This is a genomic window from Micromonospora violae, from assembly GCF_004217135.1.
In the GTDB taxonomy this organism is placed as follows: domain Bacteria; phylum Actinomycetota; class Actinomycetes; order Mycobacteriales; family Micromonosporaceae; genus Micromonospora; species Micromonospora violae.
The window spans coordinates 3,109,515-3,126,532 of record NZ_SHKK01000001.1 but is presented as its reverse complement, the minus strand read 5'-3'; the positions used below and the strand labels follow the sequence as shown (position 1 = coordinate 3,126,532).

At 68.0% G+C, this 17,018-nt stretch carries 13 protein-coding genes; 6 read left to right on the top strand and 7 right to left on the bottom strand.

The window, feature by feature from the left end; all coding sequences use genetic code 11:
- Positions 1 to 717: 717 nt before the first annotated feature.
- Both EV382_RS13855 and EV382_RS13850 read left to right on the top strand, forming a co-directional pair.
- Positions 718 to 1,938, top strand: a complete 1,221-nt coding sequence (locus EV382_RS13855) for a hypothetical protein (RefSeq protein ID WP_130402099.1) — start codon at positions 718 to 720, stop codon at positions 1,936 to 1,938.
- Positions 1,938 to 2,660 (top strand): class F sortase, encoded by a 723-nt coding sequence (locus EV382_RS13850; RefSeq protein ID WP_208758407.1) that lies wholly within the window; start codon positions 1,938 to 1,940, stop codon positions 2,658 to 2,660. The genes EV382_RS13855 and EV382_RS13850 overlap by 1 nt, the downstream gene beginning before the upstream one ends.
- 75 nt (positions 2,661 to 2,735) lie before the next feature.
- Here EV382_RS13850 and EV382_RS13845 read toward each other — a convergent pair whose 3' ends face one another.
- From EV382_RS13845 to EV382_RS13830, 4 genes are all read right to left on the bottom strand, one after another.
- Positions 2,736 to 3,167: a DUF4260 family protein gene (locus tag EV382_RS13845; protein ID WP_130402097.1), complete on the bottom strand. Its 432-nt coding sequence runs from the start codon at positions 3,165 to 3,167 to the stop codon at positions 2,736 to 2,738.
- A gap of 1 nt (position 3,168) precedes the next feature.
- On the bottom strand, positions 3,169 to 3,438 hold the full coding sequence (locus EV382_RS13840; protein WP_130402095.1) for a (4Fe-4S)-binding protein: 270 nt from the start codon (positions 3,436 to 3,438) through the stop codon (positions 3,169 to 3,171).
- A 31-nt stretch (positions 3,439 to 3,469) separates the two neighbouring features.
- A complete protein-coding gene (locus tag EV382_RS13835; protein ID WP_130402093.1) occupies positions 3,470 to 3,778 on the bottom strand; it encodes a GNAT family N-acetyltransferase in 309 nt (102 codons plus the stop codon).
- 296 nt (positions 3,779 to 4,074) lie between these two features.
- Positions 4,075 to 4,458, bottom strand: a complete 384-nt coding sequence (locus EV382_RS13830; protein ID WP_130402091.1) for a MerR family transcriptional regulator — start codon at positions 4,456 to 4,458, stop codon at positions 4,075 to 4,077.
- 109 nt (positions 4,459 to 4,567) lie between these two features.
- Between EV382_RS13830 and EV382_RS13825 the strand changes: the two genes are divergently transcribed.
- The gene (locus EV382_RS13825; RefSeq protein WP_130402089.1) at positions 4,568 to 5,275 is read left to right on the top strand and encodes an SDR family oxidoreductase; all 708 of its coding nucleotides are present in this window, start codon (positions 4,568 to 4,570) and stop codon (positions 5,273 to 5,275) included.
- A 102-nt stretch (positions 5,276 to 5,377) separates the two neighbouring features.
- Here the strand turns inward: EV382_RS13825 and EV382_RS13820 are convergent, their stop codons facing one another.
- Positions 5,378 to 7,534: a hypothetical protein gene (locus tag EV382_RS13820; RefSeq protein ID WP_244236676.1), complete on the bottom strand. Its 2,157-nt coding sequence runs from the start codon at positions 7,532 to 7,534 to the stop codon at positions 5,378 to 5,380.
- A gap of 227 nt (positions 7,535 to 7,761) precedes the next feature.
- Positions 7,762 to 9,462: a carboxylesterase/lipase family protein gene (locus EV382_RS13815; protein WP_208758406.1), complete on the bottom strand. Its 1,701-nt coding sequence runs from the start codon at positions 9,460 to 9,462 to the stop codon at positions 7,762 to 7,764.
- A gap of 876 nt (positions 9,463 to 10,338) precedes the next feature.
- Between EV382_RS13815 and EV382_RS13810 the strand changes: the two genes are divergently transcribed.
- Positions 10,339 to 13,245 (top strand): immunoglobulin-like domain-containing protein, encoded by a 2,907-nt coding sequence (locus tag EV382_RS13810; RefSeq protein WP_130402083.1) that lies wholly within the window; start codon positions 10,339 to 10,341, stop codon positions 13,243 to 13,245.
- 76 nt (positions 13,246 to 13,321) lie between these two features.
- On the opposite strand, the gene EV382_RS13805 is transcribed toward EV382_RS13810, so the two are convergent.
- Positions 13,322 to 15,007: a family 43 glycosylhydrolase gene (locus EV382_RS13805; protein WP_165435785.1), complete on the bottom strand. Its 1,686-nt coding sequence runs from the start codon at positions 15,005 to 15,007 to the stop codon at positions 13,322 to 13,324.
- A 704-nt stretch (positions 15,008 to 15,711) separates the two neighbouring features.
- Here EV382_RS13805 and EV382_RS13800 point away from each other — a divergent pair.
- Positions 15,712 to 16,122: a hypothetical protein gene (locus EV382_RS13800; protein ID WP_130402079.1), complete on the top strand. Its 411-nt coding sequence runs from the start codon at positions 15,712 to 15,714 to the stop codon at positions 16,120 to 16,122.
- Positions 16,123 to 16,562: 440 nt separating this feature from the next.
- Positions 16,563 to 16,880 carry a carbohydrate-binding protein gene (locus EV382_RS13795; protein ID WP_130402077.1) on the top strand — a complete coding sequence of 106 codons (318 nt, stop codon included), beginning with the start codon at positions 16,563 to 16,565 and terminating at the stop codon, positions 16,878 to 16,880.
- Positions 16,881 to 17,018 lie beyond the last annotated feature (138 nt).

Below are 17,018 nucleotides of genomic sequence, written 5' to 3'. Positions count from 1 at the left end.
GAGGCCAGCACATACGCGGCCGTCGTCGCGCCGGTGCAGCGCCCAAGTGCCGCGGTGATGATCGCTCGATGTCTAAAACTACGTTGGATCCCGATTTATGCGGGACCTGACAAAGCCGCTGGTACGCGCCTCGGCGCTGGGGGTCCGCCTCGTACACGGGTCCAGCGAGGTGTTCCGGGGGCGCCGGCTGACGGGCGTTTTCACCGTGGACGTGGCCGCCGCGAGATCCTAGAGAGTTACCCGATGTCAACGCCGCCAGTTTTCAGGCGGAGCCGACAGGTGCGGCGTCCTGTTTCCCGCGGAGTGCTGCGCGCCACTCTGACCCGGCTCGGCTTGTCAGGCCAGGTCGGTTCATGATCGACAGGGTAAAGGCCGGTCTGGGGCAGAGCCCGCAGCGTGGCCCGATCGGTAGCCGGTCGCCGCAGGTGGGCAGGCGGCAGTCGTGAACGTCCCCGGTGTGACGGGCTCGGCGCGGCAGGGGAGGCCCCGCCATCGATCCGAGCTCTTGCCTCGGCGCGACAGCTCGCACGTGACGTGTGTACGACTGTTCGCCTTTTCGGGTTATTAGTGAGTGTTTGTGCAGTTTTGGGGCCGCTGTCATTGCTTGACTGCTTGCGACTGCCTTCGCTCGGCGTGCCGAGCAGGGATCGCCGGCCGGTCACGCGGTCCGGCGCCGATGCCTTCCACGCGTAGAGGAGTGACTCGATCATGCGCCGAGTGGCGAGCACGCTCATCACCGTCGGGGTCGCCCTGGTGGCGGCCGGCGTACCTGTACCGGTGTCGGCCGCTGACGGTAAGCCGCGTGGCGGCGGCAAACCCTGTCCTGCCGAGCGGGTGCTGGCCCAACCGCCGTTCCCACCGACGAACGTGGACCTGTTCACGCCGGAGACCTATGCGCAGGCGTCGCCGATGGTGCCGGCGCCACCGCGACGGATCACCGAGGCGCAGTTGCGGGTGCAGTTGGCCAAGGCGTTGTCGCCGCGGGCGAAGCGGCATCCAGGGGTGGTGGCGCGAGGTCTCGCTGTCTTCGACGACCGGAAGATCAAGAAAATCATTCCGGACCCGAACCTGCGGGCGGCGTTGGCATCACTGGTCGGCGGGCCGTCCGAGGTCAGCGTCGAGACGATCCGCTCCGGTGTGTACACCGAGGTTGTTTTCGCGAAGTTGCCGGGAAATAACACTGCCGAGGTTCGGCCGCCGGGCCCGCGGATTCTGTTCAACGAGCGGTTCCGGTTCGAAAACTTCAGCTTGCTGGGGGGCGTTCTGGCGCATGAAACCCTGCACCAGGACCCTGCCATCAGTGCGATGGAGGAGTACATCGGCGCGGCCCTCGACAGTGGGTACTACGGGCAGGTGCTGCTGGAGCAGCCGAAGCTGGGGGTCAGTGGTACGGAACTGACGCGGATGTATAACACCCGGGTGTTGGCGCTGCTCAACACCCGGGACGCGAAAGGCCGACAGAGCCTGACGGCGAACCCGGGCAACGTGTTCCCGGGAGGAAAGCCATTGGCCAACTTTCGGTCGCTCTTTCCCGCCAACCTCGGCCCTGCTACTCCCGGGAATCCGACTCTGAACGCCTTCCTCAGTGCGATGACGAAGACCCGGCAACGCAACGCCAACTTCGACCAGGCCACCGCCGACCTCCTCGACGTCCGGCTGCTCTGGGCCCCGCCCGAGGGCCGGTTGCGCGTGGCCAAGCTGCTCCAACTCAAACTTCCCAAGGGTTGCCCGCCCTGGCCGCAGCCGACGGTTCCCACACAGATTCCCGCCGGCGATCAGCCCGCCGAAGCCACGACCGCTGCCAGCCCTGCCGAACGGCCAGCAGCGAGCGGTCCAGCCTCGCCCCTGGCGGCGTCGGCGACCGTGCTCTCCCTGCTCGCCCTGCTGCGGCTGCGACGCCGTCAACCGGCGTCGAGTGAGCCGCGCCGACTGCCCTGATGGGCGCACGGTTCACGATCCGCCGTGTCGGATTGCTGACGGCGGCGGTGGCCAGCATGGTCACCGCCGCCGTCCTGGTGGTCTCCGCGCCCGAAGCACCGCCATCGCCTACCACCGAGCTGTCCCACCAACAGCTGACAGCGGGCAGCCCGCCGACACCGAGGCCCATCGACCCGACGGCGACACCGTCCGGGTCCGTCACGCCCACCGCATCGGCCGGTCCGGGACCGACGGCCGTGGCTACGGCCGGCACGGCCGTCACCGTGCCGTCCCAGCCGGTCCTGCTGGCGGCGGGATCCGTCCGGCTGCCGCGGGGCGGCACGGCCCGGCTCGTCCGCCGAGATATCCGCGCCGACGGCACGCTGCCCGTACCCGACGGGGTCACCGAGGTGACCTGGTGGGGATCGGAGCTCCCCGCCGCACGCGGAGCGGCGGTCTTGGCCGGGCATGTGAACTGGCAGGGCCAAGTCGGACCGTTCGCCGAACTGTGGCAGGCCGGACAAGGCGAACGCATCGAGGTCACCGACCGGCACGGACGTCTGCGCCGTTATCGCATCACCGAGGTGCACACCGTGGCGAAGAACGACCTGCCACGCCGTGCCCCAGACCTGTTCGGACAGTACGGGCCCCACCGGATCGTGCTGGTCACCTGCATTGGCCGCTGGGTAGGCGGACTACTCGGCTTCGAGGCCAACCGCATCGTTGTCGGCCAGCCGGACTGACCGAACGTGCTCCTCCCACCGGCCGAAGCACTCACCATCGGGCCACATCACGAGAGCGTGCACCCGGAGCATGGCTCACGGGCTGACTGGGGGCCGTCGGTCCGGTGGTCCGCCCACTCGCGCGCGGGCCTTGCCGATCAAGCCGAGGTGGGTGTGGTCGAATCCTTCAGCCGTCTTGAGGCCGTAGCCGAGGCCGCGATCGACGGCGATGTGGAACACCCAGGCGAGGGCCAGCACTCCGAGCCAATCGATCCGGTCGCCGAACCCGGCCGCGGCCACGGCCACCGCGCCCAGCGCCACCGGCAGCGTGTAGGAGTGCGCCAGGTTGTAGCAGGAGGCCCCGAGGCGTGGCCCGCGCAGGTAGCCGAGCATGGACAGGTCGAAGACGAGGAAGAGGGCAAGCAGCGACCACCACGGGTACCCGGCGGTGACGGTCACGACGACGGCGAGAGCCGCGACGACGACGCCCTCGACGCGCTGTACTACGACCGGACTCAGATACGGCATGTCACACCTCGATGTCGGCCAGATGAGGGTGGTGGGTGTCGGCCCCGCCGTCCACGAGTTTGTACTGCAGTGCCCCCGAGGGGCAGCGCCGCACTACTTCGGCCAGGCGTTCGGCCTCGGCGCCGTCGGGCCGGATCCACGGACGCTGGCCCGTGTCGAAGACCTCCGGCAAGCCGCGAACGCACTCGGCGGCGTGCCAGCAACGCCCCGCCTCGAATGTGACGGTGATCTTCTGGCCCTCGTACGTCTTCTTTCTGGTTTCGCTGGTCATCGCGGCCTCCGTCGTCGCCGTGCTCGGCCGTTCAGTCACTGACCCGGCTGTAGGCCTGGTACACCAGGTCCTGGTACTCGGGGTGCCTGGCGATCCACCCCGCGATAAATGGGCAGGTGGCCAGGACCAGCAGGTTCGCGGCGCGTGCCTCGTCGAGGGCGGTGCGGGCCAGCGCTGCCCCTACTCCCTTGCCCTCGTACTCCGGTGAGACCTCGGTGTGTACGAGCGCGATGAGTTCGGTGGTACGGATGTACTGCGCGACGCCCGCGACCATGGACTCTCCGTCGACGCGGGCCTCGTATCGTCTGGCCTCGGGGACGTCACTCACTCGTACTGCCATGTGTCCTCCAGGTGTCGTGCCGTGGATCTCAAGCCACGGTGGTGCGGTCTAGTTGATGCGTCACTTGGTGTCACCGGCCTCTTGCGCCGAGGACTTGGTGGACAACGCGCGGCTGGACGTCGCCACGTTGTGCGGGCGCGACCATCTCCGCGTCGTCTCGGTGAAACGCGGGGATCCCGCGCTCACCATCCAGTGTGCGTCAGCAACGGGCCGCGACCAGTGACACCGCGTCACATGCGGTGATGACACCGTGCCACTACCGGTTGGCGACAACGGCGCCGGGAGGACCTTCTGCGCTATGGCGTCGCGGTGACGCTGTCCACTGTGGTGCAGCCACTGGCCGGGTTCAGGCTGAGCGCAATGACCGCGTTGAGCCGGTCCCGGACTTCGACGAGTTGGGCGATCTGCGCGTCGATGCGGTCGCGCTCGCTGTTCAACATGGCTTGGGACTGCGGTGTGGTGACCTTCGCGTCGATGCAGGGCAGGAGGTCCAGGATGGTTCTGCTGGACAGGCCCGCGCCGTACAGCATCTGGATCAGGTGCACCCGGTCGACCGCCGTGTCGGCATAGTGACGCTGACCGCCGCTGCTGCGTGTGCTGGTCAGTAGTTCTTGTTCCTCGTAGTAGCGCAGCGCTCGCACCGACACCCCGGTCCTGGTGGCGAGTTCACCGATCCGCACGACTTCTCCCTCTCAGCTGGTGATGCCAGACACAGCATTTGCCTCTGACGTCAGCGTCAGGTTCTAGCGTAGCCCGGGCAACGGAACGTCTTGAGCTGTGGAGGCACCCATGCGTATTTCTGGTTCGGTCGCGCTCGTCACCGGCGCCAACCGTGGACTCGGCAAACACTTCACCCAACAATTGCTGGCGCGGGGCGCGACCAAGGTGTACGCCACGGCCCGTAATACGGAACTGATCGACATCGCCGGCGTTGAGAAGCTGCGCCTGGACATCACCGACCCGCAGTCGGTCGCGGACGCGGCGGCCGCCGCCCCCGACGTCACCCTGCTGATCAACAACGCCGGGCTCGCCACCGGGGCGAACTTGGTCAGCGGCGACCTGAGCAAGATCCGGTTGGAGATGGATACACACTTCTACGGCACCCTCGGCATGGTTCGGGCGTTCGCGCCGGTGCTCGCCAGCAACGGCGGCGGGGGGATTCTCAACACCCTGTCCGCTCTCTCATGGTTCTCCTACGACGGGGCCAACGCCTACAGCGCGGCGAAGGCAGCCGCGTGGAGTCTGACCAACGGCATCCGCATCGAACTCGCCGGGCAGGGCACCCTCGTGACCGGGCTGCACCTGGGCGCTGCCGACACCGACATGGCGGCCGGCTACGACGGCGACAAGATGGCCCCCGCCGACGTGGTCTGTGCCGCACTCGATGGCATCGAGGCCGGCAAACTCGAGGTCATTGCCGACGAATGGAGCGCCTACGTCAAGGCATCCCTCGCCGGGGACCCGAGCGCGTTCTACACCGCCGCCTCGGCGAGCTGACGAAGCAGGTCGACGGGAGGCACCGGGCACGGCGGCCAGGTCTGCGCGGCCCGTGGGGACGCGCAGGCCCGCCGTGCCGCGGGAGCCGACGGCTGTCCCGGCTCAGCCGGTCCGGAGCCGCTCGGACAGCTCGCAGACCGCCGCCTCGTATCGGTCGTCCGTCACGCACGGCTGATGACCGCACATCGGGGGCCAGACCGTGTCACGGCCTCGGGCATCGAGATCCTGCGGATCCCGAAGCCGGCGGTCCACCGCGGACCGCTGCCGCAGCGCGTCGTCACCCTTGCGTCCCGGCGTGAAGATCCAACTGCCGATGGGATCGGTGTCTCGCCACAAGTTCACCCAGCGCCAGCCCAACCGGCTGCCGGCCTCACTCAGCACATGCGTGCCCACGTACGCCGGGAACAGCGTGCTGTAGAAGCGTCTCAGCGGGGACCCGTGCGTCAGCAGGGCAACCCTCGAGACCACAGACGGCTCTAGTTGCAGGACGCTCGCCAGAGCGAGTATCGACCCGTGGCTGTGCGCCGCTACCAACACGTACTTCCCCTGCCGGACCAGCATGCTGATACGGCACGCGAGTTCGGGCACGGCGCGTTCGGCGTAACACGGTGGGGCGAAAGGGTGAGCGGCACGCGGCCAGAACATCCCGAGGTCCCAGAGCGTACCGATGTAGCGACGAAAAGCGGTCATACGGTAGGCGAACAGCCCTCCGAAGAACAAACCGACGAACAGCAACGCCATCAGGTAACTGCCCAACTGAGTGCCCGCACTGACAAAATCGGATGGCAGGCTGACCAGGCCCTCCACGGCGACGCTCGGCTGCAGTTCGTCCAGGGCCAGGGCTGTGAAACCCAGGCTCAGCGCGACGAGGCAGCAGTAGGTCACTGCGAGTGGACACAGTCGCTCCGTGAATCGCGCCCGTGCGATCGCGTCGCGGACTTGTGCCCGCCGTCGGGCCGTCCTCGCAGCTACCTCAGGAAAGTCGCGCGCGACGATGCCGTCCGCTGTCCGCCGTCGGTGCCTCCGCGTGAACAGCACCATCACCGCACCCGCGACCGCTGCGCCAATGACCGACACGAAGAAGCCGAACATCGTCCACTTGTACGCCAGAACAGGGCTGGTGGGCAGCACATCGGCGGTGGGTAGGTCGCGGTCGAGGTAGTCCGATACGCGGTAGTTGAATTCGGTGGCGAAGCTGACCCCCAGTCCCACCGCCAGACACGCGAACAGCGGCGGACCCGACCAGCGCAGCCTCCCAAGGCTGCCCTCCCGGCCCACCATTGCCGCGATCCCGAGCAGCGCGAGCAGGACGACCTGCGCCCCGACGAGCAGGACGACCGCGACGTCGTGACCGGGCAGTCCGTTCTCGGCGGGCCACTCGTTGCGGTCGAATGCGACCCGCCCGATGACGGCGATCGTCACCACCACGGCAGTCGATCGCAGGGCATGGACCACCCCGTCAACCACGGGGGTGCCGGCGACGGCGTCGATTACGGAAGGTACGCACAGCAGTACCACACTGGCGACAAGGGTGAGCACGGCGCAGAACGTGAGCAGGACGGTGAGGAGGTTCGGTCCACGCCCAGCCCACAATGCCGCGATCAGACTGAGATCGAGCACAGCGAGACCGGTCGCCACATGGATGGAGCGAAGTCGCACCACTCCCGGCTTGGCGTTGTGTGTCCCGATCGAGCCCAGTGGGGTGTCGGCCGGCTCACCCGTAGGTGGTATGAAGTTGTCGTACCAGCGACCGCACCGGGAACCCACCAACCACAACACCCAGATCGCGGCGATGGGCACCAGCGCCAGCAGCGCAATGCGCAGTCCGACCGGTTGACCGCCGAGCCAGGACAGCCACGTCCGGCCCCCGAGGCAACTATCCAGGGACATGCACTTGCAGGCGAGCAGGTCCAACGCCACGCCGACGAAAGACAAGACGTACAGGGCCGTGAGGCTCAGGCCGACCAGCCGGCAGCCTACCCAGACCACACCCCCGCTGACCTTCGCCCGCGGCCGCATCCATGCCGCCGCGTTGCATGCCATGAACGGCAACAGCAACACCAGCGACAGCGTCCTTGCGGCGGCTCCGCTCCGCAGATCGCTCCATCGGTATGTCTCCAGCACCACGCCGCAGGCGCCTCGGGAGTCACCATAGCCTCGGCGAGGCCGGTAGAAGCCGCCCTTGCTATCGCCGGCGACCCGCTGCACGTGCGGCCGATCCAGGATGTCATCCGCGCTGGCACCAATCACGCCGTGCACCCGCAACTCAACGACGTCACCCGGCGAGGGCGGGTGGCACCCACCCCGCGCACGGCAGCGCGATGATTCCGGCATTCGTACCTCGCAGGCTGGGACATTCTCGGAGCGAAGCGCTGGCCAGCCGCGCATACCCGAACGAGCCCGTTACAGACGGGACCGCCTAGATTTCGTGTTTGACCAGGTGTGGTCCTTTGGGCAGGACGTCGACCTTGGGGCTAACGAGATGTCTAGGGGATCGGCCCGGCGTAGTCCATCCAGAAGTCGACGGCGTCGGGGCGTGGGCGGGGTGCCATCCCGCTGCCGCCAGCGAACTCCATGACCTGGTCGGGCGCTTGCTCGACCGTCGGCCAGGCCGGCAGGCCCGGTGCGTTGGGGTCGCCGGTGCGGACGAAGTTGACCCAGTACGCGCTCATCTGGTCACGGAGCCGGTAGTCGGCCTCCGTGTAGTCGGCGGCGCTGTCGGCGCCGAGGTTGTCGTACGCGTACGCGACCTCGGCGCCGTGGTAGGCGCCGTACTTCTCCAGCCCCTTCTCGGGAGGGATGTGTGCGAAGAAGTAGAGGTAGGCGTCCGACTCACCCGTCTGCGTCTGCAACTGAGCCCAGCGCCGCACCGCTCGGGTCATGATCCTGTCGGTCTCGGCTCGCAGGAGCGACTCGAGAACCTGTTCCGTTGTCTCCCCTGGATACAGATCGAGGAACCGGTCCGCATCCGCACCGTATGTCTCGCGTGCGGACGACCGGTACTCGTCGACGTCCGTGTCCGGTGGGCTGGCCAGCGCGAGCGAGGCCTCGTCCGCGTTGCTGCCCACCAGGGTCGGCACGTCCAGTTGCTGCCCGGACGCGTAGGTCTCCGCCGGCGATCGTTCGAGCACGTGGCCGTCGACCGAGGGCTGCCAGTGCGCATCGAGCGCGCCCGCCGCGTCCACGACGCGCTCGACGGGCATGTCGCGCATCTCCTCGATGGTCGCCCCTCCCAGTCGCTCGCTCAGGCGGCGACCGGCATCCTCTGCCGCCTCGCGCGTGTCAGTCTGGTCACCGCGCTCAGTGTTCCCCGTGGTGCCCATGCACGCTCCGCTGCCGGCGATGATGCCGTCCACGAGGTCTTCGGCGAGCGGTGTCGCACCGAGGATGCAGACGCTCTCGCCCCCGGCGGATTCGCCCGCGATCGTGACCTGGTCGGGGTCGCCGCCGAATGCCGCGATGTTGTCGCGCACCCACGCCAGGGCGGCGATCTGGTCGAGGATCCCGTAGTTGCCCGACGCGTCGTACGCGGCCTCGGCGGACAGTTCGGGATGGGAGAGGAAGCCGAGCACCCCGAGCCGGTAGTTGATGGTGACGGTGATCACCTGGCCCCGGGAGGCGAGCGCCTCGCCATCGTAGAGGGGGAGGGCGCCGGAGCCGGTCGCGAAGCCGCCGCCCGGGATGTAGACGAGCACGGGAAGGCCGTCCGAGGCGGGTGTCGTGCTCCGCCAGATGTTGAGGGAGAGACTGTCCTCGCTCACGGGATACGGATTGAGGAGCGTGCCTTCCAGAGGCACCTGCACGATCTGCGAGAGCGCCCGCGTGGAGAACGTGGAGGTGCCCTGAACCGGAACGGCGGAGAACCGGTCTGCGGTGAACACGCCCTCGCGCGGCTTCAGCGGCTCAGGCGCACGCCAACGCAGATCCCCCACCGGAGCCTGCGCGTACGGGATGCCCGCGAAGACCTCGACTGTGCGCTCGTCGTTGTAGACGCCGGTGATCGGGCCCTGCTGCGTCTGCACCGGGCCGGACGGCGAGCGGTCCTCGCCGCCCGCCATGCGGGTCTGCGGCGGTGGATAGGCGACCACCGCCGCCGCGAGAACGAGCGACCCGGCGAGCAGCCACGCACCTATCCGGAGCAGCGCGTGTCCTCGGGCCCACGAGCGCACGGTCGCACCGAGCGCCACGAGCAGCCCCACGACAAGTACCCAACCCCACCACGGACTCCGGTTGAGCCACGCGAGCACGAACGCGACAGCCGTCAGCGGGAACAGGGGGACCCTGGGGCGCAGAGACCTCGCAAACCGTCGGGGCCCGCCAAACCTGGCACCCTCCCGGACGGCCCCGATCGGGCGCTTTTGCTGCTCGCTTCCCACTCTTCACTCCTGTTGCTGAATTCAGAACCGACACATGTTCGCGCGAAGCGCTTCACTGGCGGGCACACAGTGACGCGTCGCCTATCAGCGGACATCCTGCCCCCGGAGCGGGGTCAGGCGCGGCGCCGCAGCATTCGACAGCGGGGGATTCACGAACGGCGCAGCGCTCGTCCGACGGTGCGCGGTGGACATCGGCGGGGTTGCCAGTCGCCGTAGGGGAGGTTCAGCCGGTCGACTTCGATGACAGGTGTGATGGACATGTACCCATGACAGCGCGGGCGCCGCCGACCCGTCAGTGGCGCCATGTCACGACCGCCTGTGACGTGGTGTCACTGGTGGTGGCCCCGAGCTGCCGGATACCCGACTTCGGCCCCGGCGAACGCGTGCTCTCGGCGTACCACCAAGGATGCTCTCTCGCGACGACGCCGCAGTTGCCCTGATGGCCGACGTCGGCAGGGTGTCCGCCAGTCCGCGCTGTTGTGCGAGCACACCCGCCTCGGGTGACCAGCTTTTCCAAGTTCGCGTGCAGCAACGCACTGCGTTGACCTTGCTGCACGCCGTAGTTAGCGTTAACAAGCACCGTCCACTTCAGAAGGAGTTCCACCACCGGTCGAGGAGGATCAATTGAGACTGCGACAGCGAAGGTCCCGTCCCAGGCTGAGTCGGAAGGGCAGAGGTGTCGCGGTTGTGGCACTGGGTGCGCTTCTCTCGGCCTCCTTCGCCGCGACACCCTCGTACGCTGCCGATGAGCAGCTCACCGAGGGTCTGGTGCACCACTTCGCCCTCGACGAGACCAGCGGAACGACACTGGTCAACTCGGGTAGCGCGGGCGCGGCGGCGAACGCCACGCTCGTGAATCCCGCAAAGGCGACCTTGACCGGCGAGGGGGTCAGGTTCAATCCCGACTCCTACGAGGGTGCCCTCGACGGCGCGTACGTGAGACTGCCGGACGACATCACCGCCGGCATGTCCAACCTCACTGTCGACTACGACGTGTGGGTCGACCCGGCGAACGTCGGCGAGCACCAGATGTGGGGCTTCGGTCGCAAGTCCGGCTCGTGCGACGTCGACAGCGGCGCTCAGGGCTCCATCTTCGCGTCGAACACCCAACGGTTCCGGGTCGCGGTGGGCTCCGTGAACCTGCAACAGAACCGGGTGCGGATGACCGAGGGGGCGTGGACGCACGTCACCTACACCCAGTCGTTGAACGCGAACGGGACGAGCTGGACCGGTCAGCTCTACCTCGACGGCGTGCTGCACGCGACGTCGGCGAACCTGACCACACCGCCGTCGGTGAACGCGGCGGGGACCAACTGCAACTTCCTCGGCCGCTCGCAGACGTCGGGCCACTACTCGTTCCGCGGCACGATCCGGGACTTCCGGGTCTACGACCGGGCGGTGAGCCTCGACGAGACCCTCGCCCTGGCACAGCGGACCGTCGCCGATGGCGTTCGTGCCGACGCCGCCGCCATCGACCTCGGCCTGACCAGTGCGGTCGTCCGCGACATCACCCTGCCCAAGGTGGGCTCCGTGGCGGGCTCGGCCATCACATGGACGAGTTCGGACCCTTCGGTCGTCGAGGTCTACACCCCGCCTGCCCTCCCCAGCGCACGCAAGGTTGCGGTGACCGGCAGGATCACCCGACCGGCGCAGGGGCAGCCAGACGCGACCGCCACGCTCACGGCGACCGTGCGCAAGGGCGCCCAGGAGGTCACCACCCGGGAGATCCCCGTCGTGGTGAAGGCCGAGTTCGACGACGCCCAGGCCGTCGACCGGGACAGCTTCGACCTGATCCTGCACGCCACCGACGACGTACGCGGAAACCTCAGCCTCCCGGCCCGCGGCGAGTTCGGATCCACGATCACCTGGCGGTCGACCACCGACCTCGTCACCCCGACGGGTGAGGTGACCCGCCCGGGCTTCGGCCATGCGGATGTCGCCGCCACCCTGACGGCGACCATCACCAAGGGATCCGCCTCGCAGACGAAGTCGTTTCCGGTGACCGTCACCGCCCTGCCTCGTTCCGAGGAGTACGAGCGGTACTTCATGGGCTACTTCAAGGGCGAGGGAATCGCCGACGGCGAGCAGATCATGTTCGCCACGTCCAACGGAAACACCGCTCTGGACTGGACCGGCCTGACCGGAGGCCGGCCGTCGCTCATCTCCCAGCTGGGCGACCAGGGGCTCCGGGACCCGCACATCGTCCGTTCACCCGACGGCGACACCTTCTACATGATCGCCACCGACCTGAACTGGTACGACCAGGGCGGCTACGCCATCAACGACACCCAGTACATCGAGGTGTTCGAGTCGCACGACCTGGTGCACTGGACCCCTCAGCGGCACGTCAAGGTCGCGCCCGACAACGCGGGCAACGCCTTCGCGCCCGAGTCGCTGTGGGTCGAGGAGATCGGCGCCTACGTCGTGTTCTGGGCGCAGTCGCTGTGGAACGACCCGGTGAACCGCACCGGTCAGGGCAACGCGCAGATGTGGTACGCCACAACGCGCGACTTCCAGACGTTCTCCGCTCCCCAGGTCTGGCAGAACCCGGCCCCACTGTCACGGATCGACACGACCGCGATCCGGGTCGGTGACCACTACTACCGCGTGACCAAGAACGAGGCCGGCAACCAGGGCTCGGACATCTTCTCGGAGAAGCACACCGACTTCCTGGACAGCAACATCGACAACTGGACGTTGGTCGCGCCGGCTCTGGGGCGTACGACGTGGGTCGCCAACCAGGGGTACGAGGGTCCGGTCATCTTCAAGGCCAACCCCGGTGACACCTCCTGCCCCGGCCAGTTCTATCTCTGGGGCGACCGGTACACCAACGGTGGGGGATACCAGGCCGCGTGCCACGAGAACATCGAGGCGCCGACCTGGAACGCCAAGGCGATCACGATGACCAACGCGGGTGTGGTCCGTCCACGCCACGGCACGGTGATCCCGCTGACCGTCCGGGAGTGGAACGACATCCGCGGGATCCCGAACAGCGACGTCACGACCACCACCGAGGTGGCTGTCAAGCCGTACGCGGGCGGGGCCCGGACGACCACGGCCACCGCCACGGTCACGGCGGCCGACGGGTTCGAGACCGGCGGCCAGGTGCGCTTCAGCGTCGGCTCGTGGTCGACGCTCGCCCACCTGAGCGACGGCGCGGCCACGGTCACGCTGCCGGCGGGTCTGCCGGCGGGCACCCGGACGGTGAAGGCCGAGTACCTCGGGTTCGACTACCTGAAGGCGTCGGACGGTACGGCGTCGTTCGAGGTGCCCTCCGGCTCGGCAGCCGTCAAGGTGCACGCCAAGGCCGCGCCGGCGTCGGTGGTCCAGGGGGACACCTTCCGACTGAACGTGACGGTGCGGCCGGCTGGTGGGCACAAGCACGACGCGGCAACCCCGACCGGCGAGGTCACCGTCACCTTCGGCGGTGCCGTGCAGGTCGTGGCACTGGCCGACGGTAAGGCCGTCGTCGACCTGCCGACCGCCGACCTGCAACCCGGGAACTACCGGGTCCACGTCGCCTACTCCGGCAACCCGACCTACCGGCCCCACGCCGCCAACTACCAGACGTTGACGGTGCGCAAGCGACGATAGGCGTTTGATCGCAGGAGAGAGCGGGCGAGATCCGGTGATCTCGCCCGCTCTTGACGCTACGGCCCCGCAAGCGGCACTACCGAGTGAGCATGCCCTTCTCGACGGCCAGGTTGTAGTTCTCCCCGAACACGTTGAGCTCGTGGACGCCGACCTTGACGTTCTCGGTCGTACCCAGGACCTTCAGCCGCACGGCGTTCGTCAGCACCCGGTCGAAGGTGACGTAGTCGGCCGTGTACGCGGTGGTGTTCGTGCTCCTGTCGACCAGGGGCCGCCACGTGTTGGTGGGGATGTCCTTGTACTCCAGCGTGTACCGCACCGCGTTGTCCCTGGTGAACGTGCGCCCGAGTTCCTTCCACTGGATCTGCGCGGCGGAGATGTGGAAGACGGTCCCGAAGCCCCTGATGTACGTGGGCGCGGTGTCGCTGTCAGCCGGCTCCCACCAGGTGGACAGGGATCGGTCCCCGCCGTAGTACGGGTTGCGCCCGGGGGCGTAGCTGCTCGTCCAGTAGGCCTGGCTGTTGGTGGCCACGTTGTAGAGCCCGACGTCGTCCCGGCCTGAGATCTTCTGACCCGGGGCCAGTTGTGGCGTGTTGGACAACTCGCAGTCGATGGCCCCCTTCTTCGGGCCGGCGGGGACCACGCTGCAGATGTCCATGCCCAGTCGCCGCTCGAAGAACTCCTCGTACGCGATGACGTAGGTGTAGAAGAACACCAGGTTGCCGGACCTGTCGAGGACGAAACTGCCGTGCCCGGCGTTCGGATAGACCGCGCTCGGGTGGTTGTTGCCGTAGCCGATGGGGTTCTGCTGGGTGACCTTGAAGCCGGAGAGCGGTTTATCCGACGTCATCACGCCGGTCGCGTACGTGGTGAACTCCGTGCCACCGGACGCGACCGAGAGGTAGTACGTGTCCTTCACCTTGAACAGTTGCGAACCCTCCACGTATCCATGCGTGTAGGTCGCCTTGTTGTCGCCGATGTGCTGCCACTCCTGGCGCGGGTCGAAGGTCCAGAGCACGACCGGGTCGCTGATGAGCTGCCGAGGATTGTTCGGGTCGAGTTCGGCGCCCATGATCGGTGAGCCGATGTTGTACGTCAGGTACAGCCGACCGTCGGTGTCCAGGAAGAACTGCACGTCGCCGACGCTCAGGGTCTGGCCGGTCGGGCGCAGGAAACTCCCCATGCTGGTCCACGGCCCGGTGGGCGAGTCCGATTGATAGACCGGCGTGTTGTTGCCGGCCATGTAGAACGTGTCGCCGATCTGCACGACCGTCGGTGCGACCAGGCCCAGGTTCATCTCATGCGGCGTCCAGGTCAGGTAGTCGGTGGTCGACCAGACGGTGCGGTTGTTGTTCGGTGCGTTCTGCATCGCGCCTGATGCGTAGAGATAGATGGTCCCGTCGACGTTCAGCGCGGACCAGTCCGCCCCGGTCCGGGCGGAGTTCTCCGAGATCCTGGTGAAACCGACGGTGGATCGGCCCGCGAGTGTCCGCCCGGACGTTGCCGTCCACGTCTCCAGGTTCAAGCTGGCCGGGATCTGCGAGGTGTTGGCGACGTTCGCGTCCGTCGGCGGCATCGTCCCGACGATGTTGCGCACAGCCATCCCGGGCAGGTTGATCGGGTTCACATAGGTCTGCGTCATGTCGACACCGGCCAGCGGCACCTTGGCGGCGGGGGTTTGCGGCCCGACGCCCGGCGCTGCCGGGGGCGGCGGGGGCGGGGCCTTCTCTGCCGAGGCCGCCACGATCGGTGTCAGTTGGCCCACTGCCACTCCTACCAAGAGCGCAAGGCCAACACTCGCTATACCTCGACGTCGTTTGCCGGCGGTCCTCTCGACGACCATCAGGTCCTACCTTCCGTCTGGGTAGCGTTAGCGCTAACAAAGGGCGGAAACGTGCGATTTCCGGGGCAACCGGCCCGGCGAGGTTGATTGCTGAGTGTGAGGCGTCCATCCGGGGTTGCCACGAAGGAGGAAAGCTTGTCCTCGACCGGTTGAGCATCCAAGGCGCGCGTGCCCCGGCCCGGTTCGTCCAGTGGGGGTCAGCGATCGAGCGGCTGTTAGCGCTAACAATGTTGCGGTGATGTTAACGTCACTGTTCGGAGTGTGTCAAGAGCATCAATGGCTCGTGACTCGTCGGGGACGTCTGCGGCCATGGTTGCGGCGCTGCCGCGGCCGGACACCCGGCCGGTGGCGGCGACACCGGCACCACCGCCACCTCCGGTCGGGGGCAACGATGCATCGAGGTGCCGCGGCGGGGCGAGGGCACGGACCAGCCCGCGCAGGGAACGGGTCGGCTTCTTTTGAACTGGAGCGAGGACGTGCGCGTCGTGCAGTCCGGGGTGTCGTGCCTTTACCCAAACCCACCATCGGCTACCCGAATTGCCGCTTGAACCGGAGACAATCGAACCGCAGTGTCGACCCATAAGCAATTGACAACAACACGGGCTTCCCGACCACGCCGACGGTGGGTGGCGGCGTTCAGCAGAAGCCTCCCCCCGTTCTTCGCCGTCCTGCTGCTGGCGCCGATCGCGGTCCTGCTCCTGCAGGCCAGGTCGACCGTTGACGAGGACCTGGTGCTGGTCCGGGGCGAACGGCACGGCGTCGAGTATCTGCAAGCTCTCAACCAGGTCACCGTGGCGTTGGTGGACGCGCAGTCCGCCGTCGTGACCGGAAAGCCGGTTCCGGCCGGACCGCTCGACGAGGCGGCCGCAGCGATGACTGCGATCGACGCCCGCCTCGGCACCGAACTGTTGGCGCAGGACAGGTGGGGCGGGCTCCAGGCGAAGATCGGGACACTCGTCCGGCAACGGCCCGCCTCCGCCCAGGAGGCCGTTCTCGGCCGACGCGTTCCCGGGCGACGCGGACGATCACGAGCCTGATCGCTACCGTGGCTTCCGACGGGCGCGGAACCGGCTGGGACGGCGTGAGCGGTGGCTGCTGCTGGCCTGCCTGCTCGGCGCGGCCCTGGTGCTGCTCATCGGCGTCGGCCCGCGAGCCGTCGTGCCGTGGAACCCGAAGGGGGCGCCGGCGTGGTCCGGCGTCGATCAGCCGGTTGAGGCCATGATGAGTCCCGGCGGAGTGCCGTCCGACACGCGGTCCTCCGCCTCGTCCACGCCCGGCACGAGCGCCACACCGACGCCAACCCCAACGCCGTCGCTGAGCGGCACCCCCTCGCCCACGATCCGTCCGACGGTCACCGCCAGTGCGGTGGTGGCCCCTGCTCAGTCGACCTCCACCCACCCGGCCCAGCCCCAGCCGTTCACCCCGATCGTCATCCAGGCCGAGGATCCCCGCAACGACCCTGCGGGGCGGTGCCCAGGTGGTCGCGTGCGGGCAGTGCGACGCAGGGGCCCGGGTCCGCTACATCGGCGGACCCAACCAGTTGGTCGTACGCGCGACGATGCCGGTCGCCGGGCTGCGCACGGTCACCGTCACGTACGAAAGCGACGGCCGCCGGTCCCTGTTGATCAGCGTGAACAACGCCGCCCCGATGGTCTGCTGGGTCAACGGCGGCGGCGATTGGGAGACCCCGGCGACCTTCTCGTTCTCCACCTACCTGCCGGCCGGCCCGGCGGAGCTGACGTTCTATCAGGAGGGCGACCCGGCCCCGGATGTGGACAGCATCGCCATCGGTTGACCTGGTGGCGGGCCAGCGGGGTCGGGGATGCCGCCGCGAAGCACCGCCGCGACGTGTCTGACCGACGACACAGGGCCGATCGTCGGACGGCGATGACGTACGGTAGCTCCGTCGACCGCCTGCGACATTCGCTGGCGG

Bases quoted from the DNA above. Each gene is read 5' to 3' on its own strand.
- EV382_RS13840 (WP_130402095.1), bottom strand. From the start codon at position 3,438: ATGACCAGCGAAACCAGAAAGAAGACGTACGAGGGCCAGAAGATCACC.
- EV382_RS13825 (WP_130402089.1), top strand. From the start codon at position 4,568: ATGCGTATTTCTGGTTCGGTCGCGCTCGTCACCGGCGCCAACCGTGGA.
- EV382_RS13835 (WP_130402093.1), bottom strand. From the start codon at position 3,778: ATGGCAGTACGAGTGAGTGACGTCCCCGAGGCCAGACGATACGAGGCC.
- EV382_RS13850 (WP_208758407.1), top strand. From the start codon at position 1,938: ATGGGCGCACGGTTCACGATCCGCCGTGTCGGATTGCTGACGGCGGCG.
- EV382_RS13845 (WP_130402097.1), bottom strand. From the start codon at position 3,167: ATGCCGTATCTGAGTCCGGTCGTAGTACAGCGCGTCGAGGGCGTCGTC.